We start from the raw sequence: 19,720 nt of genomic DNA, 5'->3' as shown, positions 1-19,720 counted from the left end.
CCACAATGAAAAAATTCATCAAGGGGTTCTCCCGATTGACCGAAGCGATTGCCGGCGGGATGCTGGCGGCAATCTTCCTGATCTTCCTTCTGCAAATTCTATTGCGCTATTTCTTCACCCCTGCCGGATGGACGCTAGAACTAATCGGCATCCTCTGGGTCTGGGTGATCTTCTTTAGCTGCGCTTTCATCGTGCGCGAGCGGGATCACGTAAAGTTCGACATCATCTACCTTTCGGTACCGATGCGGGTGCGCCAGGTATTTGCGATGCTGGCGGCCGCGGCAATCGTGGTCGGGATGCTCTACAGTTTCCTGCCGACGTGGGATTACATCGATTGGATGAAAATCCGCAAGACCGCGACGGTACGCAATCCCTTTTCGGGTGAGAAGATACCGCTGCGCACCGTGTTCTCGATCTATGCCGTGTTCATGCTGGTCGTAGCCGCGCGGTATGCATGGCTGTTTTTTGACATCATGCGCAACGGCCCACCAAAAACCGAACTTGAAATGGTCGTGGGATACAACGTGGTCGACGAACATCCCCGTGTTGATGTGGAAGACGACGAGGACGCAAGCAAATGAGTTTCGAACTTCTTTCCTGCCTGCTCACACTCTTTGTTCTGGCAGGCATCGGGACTCCTATCGGGTATTCCATCCTGCTGGCGTCACTTATGTATCTGGGTGTTGCTGGTCTGGACGTTGCACTGGCGGGTGAGAAAATTCTGCAAGGCTTCTATAAAAGTACGATCCTGCTTGCCGTGCCTTTGTTCATCGTTGCCGCCAATATAATGAACGCGGGATCGATCACCGACCGGTTGCTGAACTTCTGTGTCGCTGCGGTCGGGCGCTTCAAGGGTGGTCTTGGGCACGTCAACGTTGTGGCGTCTCTGATCTTTTCCGGCATGTCCGGTTCGGCTGTCGCGGATGCCGCGGGAATCGGCAAGATCATCATTGAGATGATGACCAAAGATGGTCGCTACAGCCGAGGCTATGCTGCTGCGATTACTGCGGCATCGGCAACAATCGGCCCGATCATTCCGCCGTCGATCCCGATGGTTCTGTATGCGCTGGTCTCAAAGGCGTCTATTGGGTCGCTGTTCCTTGCTGGCATTCTGCCGGGTCTGATCATGGGCATCGTCCTGATGGCGATGAACTATTATCTGGCCGGAAAGCGGAACTTTGCATTGGAAGAACCTGTTCCGCTGCGCGAGTTGCCGGCTAAAACCGCCAACGCGTTCCCGGCACTGCTGATGCCCGCAATTCTGCTGTACGGCATATATGGCGGCGTCACTACTCCGACAGAGGCCGCCGCAGTTGCTGCATTCTACGCCCTGCTACTGGCAGCGTTGTTCTACCGCGCACTGACCTTCCGTGGCCTTTACCAAGTGTTCGTCGACAGCGCGCGCTCTTCCGCCGCCGTCGGGGTGGTCATTGGTGGCGCGTTCATTCTGAACTTCATCGTCATTCAGGAACAGATTCCACAGTCGATCTCGGCCTTGCTGGAGGGTTCGGATGTCAGCCCGATTGTGTTCCTGATCCTCGTCAACCTGCTAATCCTCGCACTAGGGTGCGTATTGGACGCAACGACGATCATTCTTGTGATTGTGCCCCTGTTCATTCCCACCTGCGAAGCGCTTGGGATTGATCTGGTGCATTTCGGAGTGCTGGTCGTCGTGAACTCGATGATCGGTCTGATCACGCCGCCCTATGGCATTCTACTCTTTGTGATCAACGCCGTGACGGATATTCCGCTGCGCGAAATCATCTCGGAAATCTGGGCCTTCCTGGCGGTTCTCATCTTCGCCTTGGTGATCATGATGCTGATGCCTGATCTGGTCCTGTGGTTGCCGCGTATGTTTGGATATCAGGGATAATGTGCCTTTCGGTTTCGACAACGTCGATCCCCGGTGACCTGGCTGAAAAGCTGAGTGCTATCGCTGACGCGGGATTCGGGGGTGTCGAACTACACGAACCGGATTTGACCGCTTTTGATGGGCCGCCATCGCAAATCCGGAATATTGCATCAGACCTCGGCCTGAAGATTTGCCTGCTACAACCCTTCCATAACCTCGAAGGTCAATCCGGCAGCGGTCGGCAGCGCGCTTTTGATCGGCTAAAGCGCAAACTCGACCTGATGAGCGAGTTGGGAACAGAATTACTGCTAATCGGGTCTGCTTACGAGGTCGATGCCGCTGCAACCGAAGAACAGGTAATCGCGGACCTTGGCGAGGCGGCCAAGATCGCGAAAGAGATGGGGTTGTGTCTGGCCTATATGGGCTTGCCATGGTCGAATCTTGTTCACTCGGATGAGCAGGCGTTAGGCGTCGTTGAAGCCATCGACAGCCCTCATTTGGGGTTGGCCTTGAACTCATTCTTCTCGCTTGCCGACGGGTCCAAACCCGCCCGCCTTCGGGACATTCCCGGAGAGCGGCTGTTCCATGTGCAACTGTCAGATGCACCCCGGCTTGAGATGGATATACGTCGGCTCAAACGGCACTTTGGGCTTCTGCCGGGGCTCGGATCGCTGAACCTTGCAGGTTTCGTGCGGGTGTTGTCCCGCGCCGGGTATAAGGGGCCTTGGTCCATTGCGCGCGTCAACGAAGCAGCTCCTCAACCCGGTGGCCGAACACTGGCCCGAGACAGCTATAGGTCGCTGGTGAACCTCTTGGACGAGGTGTCGCGGACCGAGCCCGGAACGAACTTTGGTATCCCGAAGTTGCCTGAACGCGTTTACGCCTCAGGCTTCGAATTCGTTGAGTTTACAGCCGACGAAACTAGTGGGACCCAATTGGCAGACATGCTGTCAGCAATGTGTTTTCGAATGGAGCGAAAGCACGTCAGCAAGTCCGTCGAGCTGTGGCGGCAGGGGGCTATCAACATCGTAGTAAATACCGAAAAGGACGGTTTTGCCCAGTCGGCGTTCCTGGGCCACGGCCCCTCGGTTTGTGACATGGGATTGCGTGTCAAAGATGCGGATCAGACAGTCCAGCGTGCGACCGCGTTGGGCGCTCCGAATTTCTCGCAGCCGGTGGGAACAGGAGAGCTGGATATTCCGGCCATCCGTGGTGTCGGCGGCAATGTCGTCCATTTCATTGATGAGAAATCCGATCTGCATCGGGTTTGGGATATCGAATTTGAGCCGGTAGCGAAAACCAAAGCGACCCAGCCCGCCGGTTTGCGCCGTATCGACCATCTGGCACAGACGATGAGCCACGATGAAATGCAAAGCTGGCTACTGTATTACATCTCGACTTTTGAGATGGAGAAGTCGCCTATCGTGAATGTCGCCGACCCGTCCGGCGTCGTGCAAAGCCAGGCCATCGAAAGCCCCGAAGGCGAAGTGCGCCTGAACCTGAACGGGGCAGTTGGTCGCCGAACTCTGGCGGCTTCGTTCCTTGAAGATGGCTTTGGGGCCGGTGTTCAGCACATCGCCTTCCAGTCTGACGATATATTTGAAACTTCAGACCAATTGCTCAACTCCGGCTTTCCCAGCCTGTCCATCCCAGAAAACTACTACGCTGATCTGCAAGCGACTTTCGGATTGGATGACGATTTGATCGCCCAACTGCGCCGAGGCAACATTCTCTACGATCGGGCAGCAGGTGCCGAGTATTTTCAGATATACAGCCGCCCCATCTTTAACGGCTTCTTCTTCGAAATTGTTGAACGCCGCATGGGCTATGCCGGTTATGGCGCGCGTAACGCACCCATTCGCCTCGCCGCGCAAAGCAAAATCCAGACCGCGAAAGAGGTGCAAACTCAATGACTGTGCTGGATGAAAACATGACTATGGATGAGCGCGCCGTTCGCCAATGGTGGCGCACATCCATCGTCGACATGAAACCCGGAAAGATCGCTTTTCGTGGCAATGCCATAGAGGACCTGATCGGGAACGTATCTTTCCCGCAAATGATCTGGCTGATGGTACGGGGCGGTTTGCCCAGCGACGCGCAAGCGCGCCTGTTCGAGGCCGCTTTGGTCGCAGGCGTGGATCATGGTCCACAGGCTCCCTCGATCGCGGCTGCGCGTATGGCCGCCACCTGCGGGGTGGGTCTCAATAATGCGATGGCGACTGCGGTGAACATGCTGGGCGACGTGCATGGTGGGGCAGGAGAGCAGTGCGCAGAGCTGTACTATGATATCGCGGCCCGCATGGATGCGGGAGCTTCACTGAATGACGCTGTTCGGGATGGCTTGGACAGCTGGCGTGAGACCTACGGCAAGATCGTTTCGGGCTTTGGTCACAGGTTCCACAAGCCCACCGACCCACGTGCACCCCGGCTTATGCAACTAGTTCGAAATGCGGCAAAGGAAGGCACAGTTTCAGGCCGGTTTGCCGACATTGGCGAAGAGGTTCAGGCCGAACTTGCCCGTCAACGCGGAGGTCGACCGATTGCCATGAATATTGATGGCGCGACAGCTGTGATCTTCTGTGAGCTTGGCTTTCCTGCGCCCTTGTCACGAGGGCTGTTCTGCCTGTCCCGCTCGGTCGGAATACTCGCCCACGCTTGGGAGCAGATGGGGGAGGGCGGTCGGAACAAAGGACCGATGCCCCCGAATTACTTACCCCTCTACGAAGACAGGAATGATGACACGTGAGACACCGAAATCCTTCCGGGTCGGCCTTATCGGCTGTGGTCGTATCAGCGATATCTATTTAAAAACACTATCTAAATTCTCCAGCGTCGAAGTCGTGGCTTGTGCAAGCCTTGATCCTTTGGAAAGCCGCGCCAAAGCGGATCAATACGGTGTCGCCAAGGCCTGCACGCCAGATGAAGTGTTTGACGATCCGACGATCGACTGCGTTCTGAATCTGACAATTCCGGCGGCGCATGCCGAAATCAGCCTGCGTGCGTTGGAGGCGGGCAAACACGTCTATTCCGAGAAGCCGCTGGTTATGAATCGAACGGATGGTAAGGCGATCCTGCACATGGCCTCTGAAAAGGGGTTACTGGTCGGCTGCGCACCCGACACGTTTCTGGGCGGTCGCTGGCAGACCGTTCGGCGCTTGATCGACGAGGGTGCTATCGGGAAACCAACAGGGGTTTTTGCCCATGTCGGGACCCACGGGACGGAGCGCCACCATCCCAACCCGGATTTCTACTATCAGGCCGGTGGTGGGCCGTTGCTGGACCTTGGCCCATACTACCTGACCGCCATGATCTGCTGTCTTGGACCAATTGACCGGGTCGCTGGAATGGCACGGAGGACCTTTGAGCAGCGTATGATCGAAAACGGCCCGCGCAACGGCGAATGGATGGAAGTCGAGGTCGACACGCACTCCCTGAGCCTGCTGCAGTTCTCATCCGGAGCTATAGGGTCGATGACCATGAGCTTCGACATTTGGGACAGCGAAACCCCACGGTTCGAAATCTATGGTGAAAACGGAACCATCAGCATCCCTGACCCTGACCCGGTTCATGGTGCCAATGTCTTTCAGGGGGATGTCTGGTTGAAGACGCGAGACACCTCGCGCTGGTCTTATCAGCCCCGTCCAGCCGGTCGCGAAGACTGGCAGGTTGTCGAAAACAAACATGGGTTCAATGAAGACAGCCGCGGGCTCGGCCTTTTGGATCTGGCCCTGGCGGCACAAGAAGGACGCCAACCCCGTGCAAGTGGAGCGCTTGCCTACCACGTTTTCGAGGTCATGGACGCGATTGAACGAGCGCCGAAATTCGGCGCCTATCAGACGATAGAAAGCCGTAGCGTGGCTCCGGAGCCTCTGCCGGTCGATTTTCTGAACGATGAGAAGAAGGAGCTGGTTCATGCCGATTGAGACACTCGACTTTGCCCAGCCATTCTTTCGTGTCCAGCACATTACCGATGAAGACAGAATATCTGTCGAGGGTCGCGCCATTGTTCTTAACCTTGGGGGACTGGAACTCTCGGTCGAGGATCAGGCCGTTGCACCGCTTTCGTCTGTGATCGTGCAAGATAGCGCGCTTATTGGCGTGGAACGCGCAGTAATTGTCCACGGTTTCGACGCCCATGCCGATGACAACGAGTTGTTTGCACGGGTGAAAGATACATGGCCATCTGCTTTTGTTGTTCGCCAAGAGGAGCGTCTGCGTGGTGTCAGCCACTACATGTCACCAAAGGTCTTCGTGGGTAACGTTGGACTGACCATGTACCACTCGGGCTCGGTGCCGCTGAATGTCGGATTGCACAAGGATCATCCGTTCTGCCCGGTACCGGGGTTTCGCGAAGTGCATACGCAAATCGTAGGCTTTGGCAAAATGCAGCAATGCCGCGAACGGGACGTTGAAACCCTTTACCTCGAAGAATTCATGGCCCCCGGCACGACGCACAAGCCGATGTATGACGCTGAAGGCAACTATCCCTGGCATCAATACGAGACAATTACCCCCAGCATTTTCATGGCGGTGGAAATGCTGCCGGAAGGCGTACGGGTCCCGGAAATGAAGGTTCAGAATGGCTGAGAGACTTTTACCCGAAGACCTGAACTTTGACGGACCTTTCCCCCGGTTGTCTCGCCGTTTGCGGCTGGGCGTTGTCGGCGGCGGACGGATCTCTGTCACGCAGGCAACGGCCGCGCGGATGACCGACCGGTGGGAGGTCAACGCAGGAGCGCTCAGTTCTGACGCCGCGCGAAGCAAGGCGCGCGGGGCCGAGTGGTTCTTGCCGACCGATCGGTGCTACGCTTCGTTCGAGGAGATGGCACAGGCCGAGGCGGCGCGCCCGGATGGCGTAGATGCCGTCATGATCACTACCCCGAACCACGTTCATTTCGAAGCGGCCAAAGCGTTTCTGGAGGCGGGCATTGACGTGCTGTGCGACAAGCCTTTGACCAATGAAGTCGCCGAGGCCGAGGGGCTTGAGAAGATCACCGCGCGAACGGGGCAGGTCTTTGCTGTCGGCTATGCGATGTCGTGTTTTCCAGTGATCCGGCAGGCCAAACAAATCGTGGCCGAAGGCGGCATCGGCAAAATCAATCAAATCCATGTTGAGTTCATGCAAGACTGGATGACGCCCGAAGATGTGGCTGATGCGCCTCATGTAAAGTGGCGGCTGGACCCCAAGATTTCAGGCCCGACCAGTTGTGTCGGCGATATAGGCACGCATGCCGCGCATCTTGCCAGTTTTGTCTCGGGCGTGCCGATGACCGACGTGAGGGCCGAGTTTCATGTCTGCGGTGCGCCAAAGCCTTTGGAAGACACAGTTTTCATGTTCACCCGTTACCAAAATGAAGTCCCCGGAACCTTGATGTCAACACGCCTTGCCCCCGGAAATCGGGGTGGGTTGCGGTTGCGGATATTCGGGAGCGAAGGCGGTCTTGAGTGGGGCTTGGAGAATTCGGAACAGCTGAAGTTCAATCGGTTCGGTGAGCCGGATCGTATCATCAGCCGAGGTCACGGGCACGGCATTGGCCCCGGCGCGGAACGTCTGGTCCGTACCGCGCGCGGCTTCCCTGAAGGGATTATCGAAGCTTGGGCCAACCTCTATACGGAATTTGCCATGGCCGTAGCTGCGCGTCGAGATGGCGTTACAGTTCCGGCCGATTGGCTTGCTTATCCCAGTGTCGAACAAGGCGCAGACGGTGTCCGATTCATTGATGCCTCTGTACGCTCTCACCAGTCCGGAGGCGACTGGGTCACTATCTAAAGCTTTGCCAAAACGAAGGTTAAACACGCCCGGGCCATTGCCCGGGCGTTTTCGTTTCCTGCTTAGCATTAAAAGTTGATATTTTAAAAAATATCTGATATTTTTTATTACGTGTGATGAAAATGAGATTCGCAGACGCTTGGAGCTGTCGTTCATGGTGAAACCCGAAGAGGCTGGCGCAAGCCCCTCTCTCTATTCCTTGGCGCATCTGACGCTGATCGGCTGCACGCCGCCCGAGTTGGTCTATATCGCCGCGCGGGCCGGTTACGATGCTGTCAGTCCTCGGTTCATTCCGATGCATGTGCCCGGTGAATTCACTCAATCTCCAATCGACAAGGCGCAGGTGCAGGCCACCAAAACTGCTCTCTCTACCACCGGCTTGAAGGTCCTTGATGTCGAGCTTGCGCGCATCACGGAAGATGTCGACCCGCGCGGTTTTGAGCCTTCGTTGGAGATCGGTGGGGAACTTGGCGCCAAGCGCATGATCATGAGCGCGTGGACCAATACCCGTGATGATCGTGATTTTCTAATCGACGTCTATTCTGAAACCTGCGCACTGGCCGCGCCCTATGGGCTGACGGTGGATCTGGAGTTCCCAAGTTTCTCTCGCTTACGCACTCTGGATGACGCGCTTGATATCGTGCGTGCCTCCGATCAGCCGAATGGCGGTATTCTGGTCGATACACTCTATCTGCACCTCAGCCGCGTGGATTTGGGGGAGCTCTTGCACGTCCCCTCGGACCTGTTTCACTTCCTGCATATCTCAGATTGCCTGCCCGGCATCGCTGATACGCGTGAGGGCATGATCCAACTGGCCCGTGACGCAAGGTTGTACCCCGGCGAAGGCTGGATCGATTTCACCGGCATCATCGAACGGATGCCACCCGTCGACTATTCCATCGAACTGCCCAACCAAAGCCGCGTCGCCGAGTTGGGATATGAAGAACACGCGCGTCGCTGTCTCAGCCACGCCAAGCGGACATTCGGCGCGGCGCGATCTCAGCGTCGTATGACCGATGCAGCAATTCCAAAACACCAAGAGGATCATCATGGGCAAAGAGCTCACTGAGAACGACCGCAACATGGCGGCCGATATGCTGGCGCGCGCCCGCGCTGCCATGGCCGAAATCGAGGATTGGGATCAGGACAGGCTGAACCGCCTGTCTCAGGCCATCGCGTGGTATGCGGGGAACGAGAAAACTTTCACGCGTCTGGCCCAGCAAGGGGTGGACGAAAGCGGTATCGGAGATCGCGAAGGGCGTCCTGCGAAGCGATTCAAGATTCACATGGTACTACGTGATGTCTTGCGTGCGCCTTCGACGGGGATCGTCGAAGTCGACGAAGAAAAGGGGCTGGTGAAATATGCCAAACCTGCCGGTGTGATCGCGTCACTGATCCCCATGACTAACCCAGCGATGACACCACCGGTGACCGGCGTATCCGCCGCCAACGCCCGGAATTCGGTCATCTTCAGTCCACATCCGCGAACCGCCCATACCACCTTTGAAATGGTCGAGGTCATGCGCGCAGCTTGTCGTGCTGCCGGTGCCCCCGAGGACTTGTTTCAATCCATTCGCAAACCGTCGATCCCATTAACGCAACATCTGATGGAGATTTGTGACCTGACGCTGGCGACGGGTGGCAAGCCCATGGTCAAAGCAGCCTACAGCTCGGGACGTCCGGCTTATGGCGTCGGCGCGGGCAATTCTTCCATCGTCATCGATGAGACAGCCGATCTGGATGTCGCCGCTCAAAACACTCGTATTTCCAAGACCTCCGACTTTGGGTCAGGCTGTTCGGCGGACGGCAACATCATCATCCAGCGCTCGGTTTACGACGATATGGTCAAGGCACTTCAAGCCGAAGGCGGTTACCTGTGTTCGGACGAAGAGAAGGCAATGCTCGAAGCGGCCATGTGGGATGAGAAGGGCAACCGTACCTTCCCGACTATCGCCTGTCCGCCTCAGCAAACGGCCAAGGTCGCCGGTTTCTCGATCGCCGAAGATCGCAAATTCCTGATGGTCGAAAATCAGGGGCAAATCGGGCCGCAGCACAAATTCTCCAGGGAAAAACTGACCACGCTGATGGCGCTATATCACTTCGACACATTTGATGACGCGCTGGAAACGGTCAGCCAGATCTACAACACCGGGGGCAAGGGCCATTCCTGCGGCATTTACAGCCACAATGACGATCACATTGACCGGTTGGCACGTCTGGCTCCGGTCAGCCGCATGATGGTGCGACAGCCACAATCCAAGGCCAACGCAGGTGCCTGGACCAATGGGATGCCCATGACCAGCAGCCTGGGTTGCGGCATCTGGGGCGGCAACATCACCAATGAAAACGTCACCATGAAACACATGATGAACTACACCTGGGTCAGCCGTCCGATCCCCGAGGATCGCCCCTCGGAGCCGGACCTGTTCGGTGAGTTCTTCGGGCAGGAGGTCGCGTGATGGACGGAGCGAAACTGGACGGAAAAACCGTAGCTGAACACATTGTCGACTTCCTTGAACGCCGTGAGGTGAAGCATGTGTTCGGCCTATGCGGCCATACCAATATCGCGGTTTTAGCTGCATTGGCGGAAAGCCCAATTGATTTTGTAACGGTGCGTCATGAACAAATCGCCAGCCACGCGGCGGACGCATATGCCCGCGTGACGGGCAAGGCCTCGGTGGTGTTGTCCCATCTCTCCCCGGGGCTGACCAATTGCGCCACCGGGGTCGCCAACGCCGCACTGGACTGTATCCCGATGGTGGTGATCGCGGGCGATATTCCCACGCACTACTACGGCAAACATCCTCATCAGGAAGTGAACCTGCATGCAGATGCCGCTCAGTGGGAGATCTATCGACCCTTTGTAAAACGCGCCTGGCGGGTCGACCGCGCAGATTTAATGGCCGAGATTCTTGAAAAGGCGTTCCATCTGGCTGAAAGCGGTCAGCCTGGCCCCGTGTTGGTCAACGTGCCCATGGATATCTTCTCTGAGGTGATCCCGTCGGACAGTTTCGACCGTATCCGCGACAACACGCGGGCGCTCAGGAAACCGTCGATAGACGATGAAACGGCGCGTGAAATCATTGAGACACTGGTACAGGCCGAAAACCCGGTCGCTTATGTCGGCGGGGGTATCCTTCTGGCACAGGCCAGCGAAGAGTTGCGCAGGTTCGTGGAGCATATGGGGTTGCCCGTCGCACATTCCCTGATGGGTAAAGGCGCGCTTCGGGACGACCATCCGCTGGTACTGGGAATGACTGGGTTTTGGGGTACTGATTTGGTCAATCAGTCCTGCCTCAAGGCGGACTACATCTTTGCTGTGGGCACTCGGTTCAAAGAGGCCGATTGCTCCAGTTGGTATCCTGGTTATACGTTCAACATTCCCGGTTCCAAGGTCATTCACATCGACATTGAACCGCAAGAGATCGGCCGCAACTATCCCACCGAGATCGGCGTCGTTGCCGACGCCAAGGCCGTTTTGCGCGTCCTCAACCGGGTTGCCCGCGAGATGTATCCGGACGGTTTCAACCGCCCCGCGCTGGAAAAAAAGATCGCTGACTTCCGAACAAACTTCAAAACGCGCAATGTGGAAATGGCAACTTCAACTGCGTTTCCGATGATGCCCGAGCGCATTCTTGCAGATACCCGAAAAGCGCTGCCTGAAGATGCCATCATCACGACGGACGTTGGGTGGAACAAAAACGGTGTCGGACAACAGTTTGATATCCTGACCCCGGGCTCAATCCTGACCCCGGGTGGTTTTGCCACGATGGGTTTTGGCCCTCCGGGTGCGATCGGCGCGAAACTGGCGGCACCTGATCGTGTGGTGATCAGCCTGGTTGGCGATGGTGGTTTCGGTCAGAACCCGTCAATGCTGGCAACGGCCGTTGAACTTGATCTGGGCATCATCTGGCTGGTGATGAACAACAACGCTTTCGGCACCATCGCGGGCCTTCAAAAGGCACATTACGGTCTGACCTATGGAACAACTTTCCCCGGATCAGCCGCCGCACCCGCAAACGGACCGGGCTATGCCGACATAGCGCGAGCCTACGGCGTGGAAGGGCACAGACTCAGCGCTGCCGACGAACTGTTGCCCGCACTGGAAGCGGCAATCGCCAGTGGCAAGCCAACCGTGCTCGATGTGCCAATGATCAACAACCCGACACCAACGACCGGACATTGGAACATCCTCGACATCTATTCGCCAGACAGGGATGCTTCGCACGTTGCAACCTAAAGCAATTTAGAGTGTGCGATCCGCCTATGCATACGGCTTTTGCCTGTATCGGTTAAACAGAAGGGCAATTGCCGCTGTGCGATGGCTTCAGCTTGATGGAAAACCTTTGAGTCGCAAATGGCAAGACTCGTGCGTCGTGCTTTTTAAGGGAAATTAAAAATCAAAGATTTAGATGTCGCCGAGTGGCAAAGCTATGTGTCGCCTGACATTCCTGTTGAACGTCACACGAACCTGACCCAACCGTCACAGTTGGACCAGAAGAGCAGTGAACGTTCGACATCAGAAGGCGCCCCCAATGTTGGACATCAGTTGAATTTGATCTTTGAGTCATCACCTAACTCGCCGTCCCGATTTCATACTCCCGCAGACATTTTGGTTTGATCTGACTTCCATATCGGAAAATCAGAGCTGATTTGTAGGTCAGACAGCGAAGCTGGCTGTTCCTGCTAATCTGCCACGTGGCGAACGCAGGAGTGGGCGAGGCAACGCTATTGGGCAAGGGTGGTGCGGCCCGGAGGCACAGCCGAGGACACGGCCCTGTCTAAAAGGGTTGCCTGAGGGGGAGGGCCGCGCCCTCACCCTGACGGCCAGGGGCGTTTGACTTGTCTAAATCCCGCTGGTCCACGAAAGGAAAGTGAGGGGAAGAAGGCCCGCCGCCATTAGCGATTGTATAATTCTGCCAAACTGCAAAATACAATAGGGCCACATAGCTGCCGTTCAGAGACGTTCGCGGTTTGTTGTTCCGGAGTGTTCATCTAGAGGTTGGGTGCGCTTCGGTTTTTGGCAGATAGCCGTGCTGCCTTCCAAGATTTCTGCCTTATGCCCACAATCAGATTTTAAGTTAAGCTGACCCAAGCCGCATTCCTTGAAGAGCTTTGCACGCATGCGGCCACAAATTTAACACCATTGAGCCCGTCATGAACCGTTGGATAAACAACCGACCCGTCAGGTGAAATCCCATTTCGGAAGGCTTGGATTGCCTCTGCGGCCTCTCCATAGATATTCGCGAACCCCTCAAGATATCCCTCTGGGTGTCCCGGAGGAACTCTACTCAACCGATTGGCTGCGTCACCAGCACCAGCACCATTTCGGGTGATCAAACGCTTGGGTTCGTTGTATGGCGTAAACCAAAGATAATTGGGATCTTCCTGAGACCACTCAAACCCACCTTTTTCGCCATAGACGCGTAAACGAAGTGCGTTTTCATTGCCGGGGGCCACCTGAGACGACCACAGCATACCGCGCGCTCCACCTTCGAATCGAAGCAACACGTGCGCGTTGTCATCGACTTTGCGCCCCGGCACAAAGGCCTGCAAGTCCGCCGCCAAGCTTTCCGCCTTCAGCCCGGTTACAAAGCAAGCGAGGTTGTAAGCATGAGTCCCGATGTCACCGGTTGATCCACCCGCGCCCGAGCGTTCGGGATCGGTTCGCCACTCAGCCTGTTTGAAATCCTGCTGCTCGGTCAGCCAGTCCTGGGGGTATTCAACCTGAACCACGCGGATCTTGCCAATTTCTCCGTTAGCAACCATTTCACGTGCCTGCCGGACCATTGGATAGCCCGTATAGTTATGGGTCAGTATGAATAGGGCATTCGCGCTTTCCGCTGCTTTGACCAGCTTTTTTGCATCGGCAAGGGTCGAGGTGAGTGGCTTGTCACAAATTACGTGAATACCGCGTTTCAGGAACTCGCGCGCGGATGCATAGTGGACGTGATTTGGCGTGACAATTGAGACCGCCTCAATCCCGGATTTCAGTCGGGCTTCCCTTATCGCCATTTGTTTGAAGTCTTCATAGACCCGTTCGAGGCCCAACGCCCGACCACTTTCAAGAGATTTCTCTGGCGTCGAAGACAAAGCACCGGCAACCAATTCAAACTTGTCGTCCAGTCGCGCCGCTATTCGATGAACGCCACCTATGAAGGCGTCGTTCCCGCCGCCAACCATGCCAAGTCGAATGCGGCCCGAGGTTTCTTCATTGCGTCCTGTGACCATCATTCAATCCCCAGCATTTTACGATTGGCTGCTTCGTCTGCGCCACCATCAGCGAAATCATCAAAGGCTTTCTCGGTAACACGGATAATGTGATCTGACACAAACTTAGCGCCTTCACGCGCTCCATCCTCGGGGTGTTTGAGGCAGCATTCCCATTCGACAACTGCCCAACCATCAAAGTCATTCGCCGCCATTTTTGAAAAGACCGCCCCGAAATCCACCTGGCCATCACCAAGCGACCGGAAGCGCCCGGCACGGTCAACCCAGCTTTGATACCCGGAATAAACACCCTGCCGGCCGGTCGGGTTAAACTCGGCATCTTTGACATGGAACATCCGGATCCGATCTTTGTAGATGTCGATATTGTCCAGATAGTCGAGGCATTGCAGCACGTAGTGCGACGGGTCGTACAACATGCAAGCGCGTGGGTGATTGCCTGTCCGTTCAAGAAACATCTCGTACGTCACGCCGTCGTGGAGGTCCTCACCTGGGTGAATTTCGTAACAGACGTCAACGCCGCATTCCTCGGCGTGATCCAGTATTGGCACCCAACGACGAGCAAGCTCCTCGAATGCCGTTTCGATCAAGCCAGCAGGGCGCTGCGGCCAAGGATAGACATAGGGCCATGCCAATGCGCCTGAGAATGTCGCATGCGCTGTAATACCCAAGTTTTTCGAAGCAGATAGCGCTTTTTTAACTTGGTCTACCGCCCATTCTTGCCGGGCTTTCGGGTTTCCTCTGACGCTTTCGGCTGCAAAACCATCAAACGCGCTGTCATAGGCCGGGTGAACGGCCACAAGTTGGCCCTGAAGGTGGGTTGAAAGTTCAGTGACTTCGACGCCATTTTCCTTGGCTTTGCCTTTGAAGTCATCGCAATAACTGGCGCTGGATGCGGCTTGTTCCAGGTCGAACAACCGGCCATCCCAACTAGGAACCTGAACGCCCTTGTATCCACAGTCAGCCGCCCATTTAGTGATCGCGTCCCACGAATTGAACGGCGCTTCGTCCCCCGCGAATTGCGCAAGAAACAATGCTGGACCTTTGATTGTTTTCATAAAATTTCCTCCCCAAAACCTGAGCCTCTATGGCGGTAAATTTTCCTTTAGATAGATGTCGATACGGATACGTTCCTGTGCTTTGTTGAACGGAACCTTGTCCGAAGTTGCGCGTAATAGACGGACGGCAGAACGAACAATGTGCCCGGTATCTTGCGAGATTAAGGCGTCAAATGTGCCAAGCCTAAGCGCCTCACGACTGAGCGGAGTAAGCTCATGAGCTATGATCACCAGATCTTTGCTGAGTTTGTTCTCTGAAAGAAATTGAATCAGGCCCGCATTGCCCGCTGCTGACGAGTATATTCCGACCAGATCCGGATAGATTTCAAAGATTTCGGGCATCATCCTGTAAATCAGATCCGGGTCATCCCGGCCCTCGACAGACGCTACGACTTCCAGGTTCGGAAATTCCTCAGCCACAACAAGGTCAAAGCCTTGACGACGCTCCAGATGGTCGCGCGCCAAACGAGATCCTGTAAGAACCAAGACCTTGCCTTCGCGATGGACAAATCTTCCCATCAGCTGAGCGGCGGTTCGTCCTGCCGAAACGTTATCAATTCCGACAAAGTGGTCTCGCTCAGAACTTGGCAAGTCAGACACCAAGGCAACAACCGGAACGCCTTTGTCCCTGAGCCTTTTTACAGCGTCGCGGACAGAAGGCGTTTCGGGCCCGAAAACGGCGACTCCGTCAACGTCCAAACTGTCGACAGCATCTAAAATGTTGACGATATCTTGCGGCTCGAACGGAGCGACGTTCTTTACTGCAATGCGCGTCCGTTGGATAAATTGGTCACGTGTTTGTTCACCGATTTGACTGCTTATTGCCTCCACAAACTCGTTGTCCGTGTCTGGTAAAACAAAGAGGAAATTGTAGACGCGGTTTCGCGCCAGATTGGCTGCGGCGGTGTCGCGCACATACCCCAGCTGATCAATCGCCTTCTGTACTTTCTGTACAGTCACTGCTCGCACGCCGGGGCGCCTATTCAAGACCCGATCAACGGTCGCCAGGCTGACACCCGCCACGCGAGCGATGTCATTAACGGTTGGCTTTTTCACCAATTCTATTTTTTGTTTTTGATCTTCCACGTGTTCTTCAGCCCTCAATCTCCCGTGCCAAGCCTTCAAACAACAAAGCAACAGCTTCAGCGCCGGGATCGTTATGTCCAACTAGGTTTTCTTCGGGAACATAGGCCGCGCGGCCCGCCTTCGCACGACGAATATTTGCGGTGTTGTTCGCGCCTTGGCGGGCAGCCTCCGCTGCATGCGTCAGACCAGATGGTAGTGCGGCAAGTGCTGGTGCCAGGGCGTCAATCATTGTCCTGTCACCGACCTTGGCACCCCCAACCTGGCTGACACGATTCAAGCCTTCGACCAGAGACTTCGATACCGAAGCTCCGCTCGCACAGGCATCGCCAGCTGCGTTGAAGAAAATTGCGAGTATCACGCCAGAAGAACCACCCATTGTCTGGCTTAACTCATTACCTAATGCCGGAAACAGTTGCGTCAGATCAGCAAGCGGCATGCGGTCAAGGCTACCTTGCAAAGCTCTTGCGGCAGTGGCGAGTGTGCTTCCCGTATCCCCATCTCCGGATTTCGCGTCCAGCTCGTTCAGGTTCTTCTCTGCGTTGATGAGCAGTTCAGACAACCGGGTGATCGTTTCCCTTGTGGAGGGATTGTTCGAAGGAATTGGATCGATTGGAGTCAAACCATCAGGCAAAGGCGCTACTTTTATCGAGTCGATGGAATTGACGCCGGGCCAAGCCGCCAGGTCAACAGGCGCTTTAAGCGCCGATAAATCGTCCTGATCTACCGGCAGAATAGAAACAGAAAACCCGTGCATATCCAGCGATGTCATCATTGGGGCCGGGCCAATGATATGGTGGGCAATACCAGTTTCGGACAACGCATGCGTGAGGACAGCCATTTCCAGCGGCGTTGTAGAACCCAGGTTGTTGACCAACGCTACACAATCCCCGGACTCTACCCTTTGCTTCAGCTTCTCCACCACTGTGGACATGGCCGATACAGCATTTGAGAATTCGACTTGCTGTACACCGGGCTCGCCATGTATACCCAAGCCAAGCTCTGCTTTCCCGGGGGCGATCCTGTCTTCTTTCGGAGATCCCGGAACGGTACAGGTGTCCAGGCTCATACCAATGCTGACGACCTTGGCTATGGTGCGTCTTGCTGCGGCGGTGACGGTGTCCAGATCAGCACCACTTTCTGCAAGCGCTCCGGCTATTTTGTGCACGAACAACGTACCTGCCACGCCACGTGGTTGCGGAAGGTCGGGCAGGGCGATGTCATCATCAACGACGACCATCTCTACCTTGCGACCCAATGCACGGGCGCGTTCAGCCGCTAGTCCAAAGTTCAGCCGGTCACCGGTGTAATTCTTGACGATCAGCAGGCACCCAGCTTCACCCGTGACCGCAAGAATGCCCGCCAAAACCGCTTCGACTGATGGGGATGCAAAGACTTCCCCGCAGACCGCGGCCGTAAGCATACCAGCACCAACAAAGCCCGCATGGGCGGGTTCGTGGCCAGACCCTCCACCAGAAACCAAGGCGACTTTCGACTTGTCCCAATCCGACCGGTAGACAACCTTGATATGCGGGTATCCGTCCAATCGGGTAAGTTGCCCTCCGGAGGAGGCTAGAAGACCATCAATGGCCTCTGTTACCAGGGTTTCTTTTGTGTTGAGGAACTGGGCCATGCTTTTGCTCCTTAATTCACTCGCGCGCCGGACGCGTCAAAATACAATGGGTTGTGTGGGCGGATTTTTATAGATTTTCCAGATGGATAGTCCTGATGGACATCAATCAAGGTCACAACCGGGTGACCGTTTAAGTCCAGGTGCAACCGCGTTTGATCCCCAAGATGTTCAGCGCGTATCACACGCGCTTCACTGCCTTCGCCTTCAATGATGTTTTCCGGGCGCAGGCCAATCTGCGGGCCTTTGTGATCGCCTCCGAACAATTCGGACGGCAAGATGTTGATCCGAGGCAGACCCAACCGGCTGGCTACGTAAACACTGCCCGGGTTTTCATAAATGTCCCGGGGTGTTCCGTACTGCACCAACCGGCCGTTTTCCAAAACCCCGATATGCGTCGCCATTGTCATGGCTTCGACCTGATCATGGGTCACGTACAGCAAAGTCGATCCCAGATCTGCCTGAATTCTCTTCAGTTCTACCCGCAAATCCGCCCGTAGTTTGGCGTCCAGAGAGCTGAGCGGTTCGTCCATCAGAAATATCTGGGGGTCGCGCACAAGCGCCCGTCCAATTGAAACGCGCTGCATTTCACCGCCAGACAATTCAGTGGCTTTGTTGTCCAGTTTGTGCGGGATCTGGAGGATCTCAGCGACTTCGTTTACCTTCCTCGTAATCTCATACTCTGGTGTTTTCAGGATCGGCGACCGCAGAGGGAAAGACAGGTTTTCCCGCACTGTCATATGCGGGTACAGCGAGTATTGCTGGAAGACCATTGCTACATCGCGCTGCGCGGGAGTGTCTATTCCAACGTCACGCCCGGCGATGCGCACTGTTCCTGAATCCAGTTTCTCAAGCCCTGAAATCAATCTCAGTGTCGTTGTTTTTCCCGCGCCAGTCGGACCCAACAACACCACAAAGGCACCGTTGGGGATCGTCATTGAGATATCATCCACCGCTGTGACGTTGCCGAATGACTTCGAGATGTTCTCCAAAACGACTTCAGCCATTGCTTAGTACCTCGTCGTTCAGAGCGGACCTCAACGCGCGCCCGGTAGATTTTTCAAACAAAGTTACTGCGGGGGAGCGGAACTCCAATCCCACTGTCTCACCGGGACTGACGACCTCGCGTGCATCAATGCGGGCTTTCAGTTCTCCGTTCGGACTTTGCAATGTTACGATCTGGGTGGTTCCAAGGTATTCTGCGGCCAGAACCTTGGCCCTGTATTCGCTCGCATCCGACAGAAAAACATGTTCGGGGCGAACGCCAAAAACCAAGTCACCTTCCGCCCCTTCCATCAATCTCGGTACGGCTTCGTCATGGCCGTTCAGTCGAACCGTTTCCGAGCCGGGTTCGACCTTTCCCTGAAACGGCAGGAAGTTCATCGAAGGAGACCCGATAAAATCCGCCACAAACATCGTCGCCGGTTTGTCGTAGATTTCCTGAGGTGTGCCAAATTGCTCGATCACAGCATTATTCATCACCACGATCTTGTCGCCCATTTGCATGGCTTCCAGCTGATCATGCGTGACGTACACAGTGGTCGCCCCCATGCGATCATGAAGCGCACGCAACTCTTCGGCCATGTGTTCCCGAAACTCAGCATCCAAGGCACCAAGGGGTTCGTCCATCATGAACGCCTTGGGCTCCCGAACAATCGCGCGACCCAGCGCTACGCGCTGTCTATCGCCACCTGAAAGTCCACCCACTGGGCTATCGAGGATGTCGTTGATCCCCAGAATTCCTGCTACTTCCTCTACTTTGGCTTTGACAGCAGCACGCGGCATGCCCTGCGATATCAGGGGGTAGCTGATATTCTTGCGCACGTTCATGTGGGGATACAGCGCGAACATCTGGAACACGAAGGCAATGTCCCGTTCTGATGGCGGCCGCTGGCTGATCTCTTCACCGTCCAGATAGATTTCACCCGACGTTGGAAGCTCCAACCCTGCAATCATCCGCAGTGTCGTCGTCTTTCCGCAGCCAGATGGCCCGAGCAGCATGAAAAACTCACCATCCTCAATCGTGAACGAGCTTTCACGGACAGCCGTGAAGTCGCCGAACATCTTCTTTACGTTTTTGACTACGATCTGGGCCATTT

Annotated in this window: 16 protein-coding genes; 10 read left to right on the top strand and 6 right to left on the bottom strand. The window is 55.7% G+C overall.

Annotated features, from left to right (window positions below; translation table 11 throughout):
- Positions 1–5 precede the first annotated feature (5 nt).
- From ACR3EP_RS11490 to ACR3EP_RS11445, 10 genes are all read left to right on the top strand, one after another.
- Entirely contained in the window at positions 6–581 is a 576-nt protein-coding gene (locus tag ACR3EP_RS11490; RefSeq protein ID WP_480637908.1) for a TRAP transporter small permease, read from the top strand.
- On the top strand, positions 578–1,873 hold the full coding sequence (locus tag ACR3EP_RS11485; RefSeq protein WP_058282995.1) for a TRAP transporter large permease: 1,296 nt from the start codon (positions 578–580) through the stop codon (positions 1,871–1,873). Before ACR3EP_RS11490 ends, ACR3EP_RS11485 begins: the two co-directional genes overlap by 4 nt.
- On the top strand, positions 1,873–3,765 hold the full coding sequence (locus ACR3EP_RS11480) for a bifunctional sugar phosphate isomerase/epimerase/4-hydroxyphenylpyruvate dioxygenase family protein (protein ID WP_480637906.1): 1,893 nt from the start codon (positions 1,873–1,875) through the stop codon (positions 3,763–3,765). The genes ACR3EP_RS11485 and ACR3EP_RS11480 overlap by 1 nt, the downstream gene beginning before the upstream one ends.
- Positions 3,762–4,598 (top strand): citryl-CoA lyase, encoded by an 837-nt coding sequence (locus ACR3EP_RS11475; protein ID WP_480637904.1) that lies wholly within the window; start codon positions 3,762–3,764, stop codon positions 4,596–4,598. The genes ACR3EP_RS11480 and ACR3EP_RS11475 overlap by 4 nt, the downstream gene beginning before the upstream one ends.
- Positions 4,588–5,775: a Gfo/Idh/MocA family protein gene (locus ACR3EP_RS11470; RefSeq protein WP_480637902.1), complete on the top strand. Its 1,188-nt coding sequence runs from the start codon at positions 4,588–4,590 to the stop codon at positions 5,773–5,775. The genes ACR3EP_RS11475 and ACR3EP_RS11470 overlap by 11 nt, the downstream gene beginning before the upstream one ends.
- Complete coding sequence (locus ACR3EP_RS11465; RefSeq protein ID WP_480637900.1) at positions 5,765–6,439, top strand: hypothetical protein; 675 nt, start codon at positions 5,765–5,767, stop codon at positions 6,437–6,439. The genes ACR3EP_RS11470 and ACR3EP_RS11465 overlap by 11 nt, the downstream gene beginning before the upstream one ends.
- Positions 6,432–7,622: a Gfo/Idh/MocA family protein gene (locus ACR3EP_RS11460; protein ID WP_480637899.1), complete on the top strand. Its 1,191-nt coding sequence runs from the start codon at positions 6,432–6,434 to the stop codon at positions 7,620–7,622. Before ACR3EP_RS11465 ends, ACR3EP_RS11460 begins: the two co-directional genes overlap by 8 nt.
- A 154-nt stretch (positions 7,623–7,776) precedes the next feature.
- Complete coding sequence (locus ACR3EP_RS11455) at positions 7,777–8,691, top strand: sugar phosphate isomerase/epimerase family protein (protein ID WP_480637897.1); 915 nt, start codon at positions 7,777–7,779, stop codon at positions 8,689–8,691.
- Entirely contained in the window at positions 8,672–10,081 is a 1,410-nt protein-coding gene (locus ACR3EP_RS11450) for an aldehyde dehydrogenase family protein (protein ID WP_480637895.1), read from the top strand. Before ACR3EP_RS11455 ends, ACR3EP_RS11450 begins: the two co-directional genes overlap by 20 nt.
- Positions 10,081–11,862, top strand: coding sequence for a thiamine pyrophosphate-binding protein (locus ACR3EP_RS11445; RefSeq protein WP_480637893.1), 1,782 nt, complete (start codon positions 10,081–10,083; stop codon positions 11,860–11,862). The genes ACR3EP_RS11450 and ACR3EP_RS11445 overlap by 1 nt, the downstream gene beginning before the upstream one ends.
- A gap of 836 nt (positions 11,863–12,698) precedes the next feature.
- Here ACR3EP_RS11445 and ACR3EP_RS11440 read toward each other — a convergent pair.
- The 6 genes from ACR3EP_RS11440 to ACR3EP_RS11415 are packed head-to-tail and all read right to left on the bottom strand — an operon-like array spanning position 12,699 to position 19,718.
- A complete protein-coding gene (locus ACR3EP_RS11440; RefSeq protein WP_217353337.1) occupies positions 12,699–13,853 on the bottom strand; it encodes a Gfo/Idh/MocA family protein in 1,155 nt (384 codons plus the stop codon).
- Positions 13,853–14,908, bottom strand: a complete 1,056-nt coding sequence (locus ACR3EP_RS11435) for a sugar phosphate isomerase/epimerase family protein (protein ID WP_480637891.1) — start codon at positions 14,906–14,908, stop codon at positions 13,853–13,855. The genes ACR3EP_RS11440 and ACR3EP_RS11435 overlap by 1 nt, the downstream gene beginning before the upstream one ends.
- Before the next feature lie 27 nt (positions 14,909–14,935).
- Positions 14,936–15,994 (bottom strand): LacI family DNA-binding transcriptional regulator, encoded by a 1,059-nt coding sequence (locus ACR3EP_RS11430; RefSeq protein WP_425082605.1) that lies wholly within the window; start codon positions 15,992–15,994, stop codon positions 14,936–14,938.
- A gap of 7 nt (positions 15,995–16,001) precedes the next feature.
- Positions 16,002–17,624, bottom strand: a complete 1,623-nt coding sequence (locus tag ACR3EP_RS11425; RefSeq protein WP_480637889.1) for a dihydroxyacetone kinase subunit DhaK — start codon at positions 17,622–17,624, stop codon at positions 16,002–16,004.
- 11 nt (positions 17,625–17,635) lie between these two features.
- Positions 17,636–18,628 (bottom strand): ABC transporter ATP-binding protein, encoded by a 993-nt coding sequence (locus ACR3EP_RS11420; protein ID WP_480637887.1) that lies wholly within the window; start codon positions 18,626–18,628, stop codon positions 17,636–17,638.
- The gene (locus ACR3EP_RS11415) at positions 18,621–19,718 is read right to left on the bottom strand and encodes an ABC transporter ATP-binding protein (RefSeq protein WP_170351996.1); all 1,098 of its coding nucleotides are present in this window, start codon (positions 19,716–19,718) and stop codon (positions 18,621–18,623) included. The genes ACR3EP_RS11420 and ACR3EP_RS11415 overlap by 8 nt, the downstream gene beginning before the upstream one ends.
- Between the last annotated feature and the right edge of the window lie 2 nt (positions 19,719–19,720).

The organism is Ruegeria sp. BB10 (genome assembly GCF_056535725.1).
This window is presented reverse-complemented; position numbering and strand designations above follow the sequence as displayed.

Bases quoted from the DNA above. Each gene is read 5' to 3' on its own strand.
- ACR3EP_RS11475 (WP_480637904.1), top strand. From the start codon at position 3,762: ATGACTGTGCTGGATGAAAACATGACTATGGATGAGCGCGCCGTTCGC.
- ACR3EP_RS11445 (WP_480637893.1), top strand. From the start codon at position 10,081: ATGGACGGAGCGAAACTGGACGGAAAAACCGTAGCTGAACACATTGTC.
- ACR3EP_RS11455 (WP_480637897.1), top strand. From the start codon at position 7,777: ATGGTGAAACCCGAAGAGGCTGGCGCAAGCCCCTCTCTCTATTCCTTG.
- ACR3EP_RS11485 (WP_058282995.1), top strand. From the start codon at position 578: ATGAGTTTCGAACTTCTTTCCTGCCTGCTCACACTCTTTGTTCTGGCA.
- ACR3EP_RS11480 (WP_480637906.1), top strand. From the start codon at position 1,873: ATGTGCCTTTCGGTTTCGACAACGTCGATCCCCGGTGACCTGGCTGAA.
- ACR3EP_RS11420 (WP_480637887.1), bottom strand. From the start codon at position 18,628: ATGGCTGAAGTCGTTTTGGAGAACATCTCGAAGTCATTCGGCAACGTC.
- ACR3EP_RS11470 (WP_480637902.1), top strand. From the start codon at position 4,588: ATGACACGTGAGACACCGAAATCCTTCCGGGTCGGCCTTATCGGCTGT.
- ACR3EP_RS11450 (WP_480637895.1), top strand. From the start codon at position 8,672: ATGGGCAAAGAGCTCACTGAGAACGACCGCAACATGGCGGCCGATATG.
- ACR3EP_RS11440 (WP_217353337.1), bottom strand. From the start codon at position 13,853: ATGGTCACAGGACGCAATGAAGAAACCTCGGGCCGCATTCGACTTGGC.
- ACR3EP_RS11415 (WP_170351996.1), bottom strand. From the start codon at position 19,718: ATGGCCCAGATCGTAGTCAAAAACGTAAAGAAGATGTTCGGCGACTTC.
- ACR3EP_RS11490 (WP_480637908.1), top strand. From the start codon at position 6: ATGAAAAAATTCATCAAGGGGTTCTCCCGATTGACCGAAGCGATTGCC.
- ACR3EP_RS11435 (WP_480637891.1), bottom strand. From the start codon at position 14,908: ATGAAAACAATCAAAGGTCCAGCATTGTTTCTTGCGCAATTCGCGGGG.
- ACR3EP_RS11460 (WP_480637899.1), top strand. From the start codon at position 6,432: ATGGCTGAGAGACTTTTACCCGAAGACCTGAACTTTGACGGACCTTTC.
- ACR3EP_RS11465 (WP_480637900.1), top strand. From the start codon at position 5,765: ATGCCGATTGAGACACTCGACTTTGCCCAGCCATTCTTTCGTGTCCAG.
- ACR3EP_RS11425 (WP_480637889.1), bottom strand. From the start codon at position 17,624: ATGGCCCAGTTCCTCAACACAAAAGAAACCCTGGTAACAGAGGCCATT.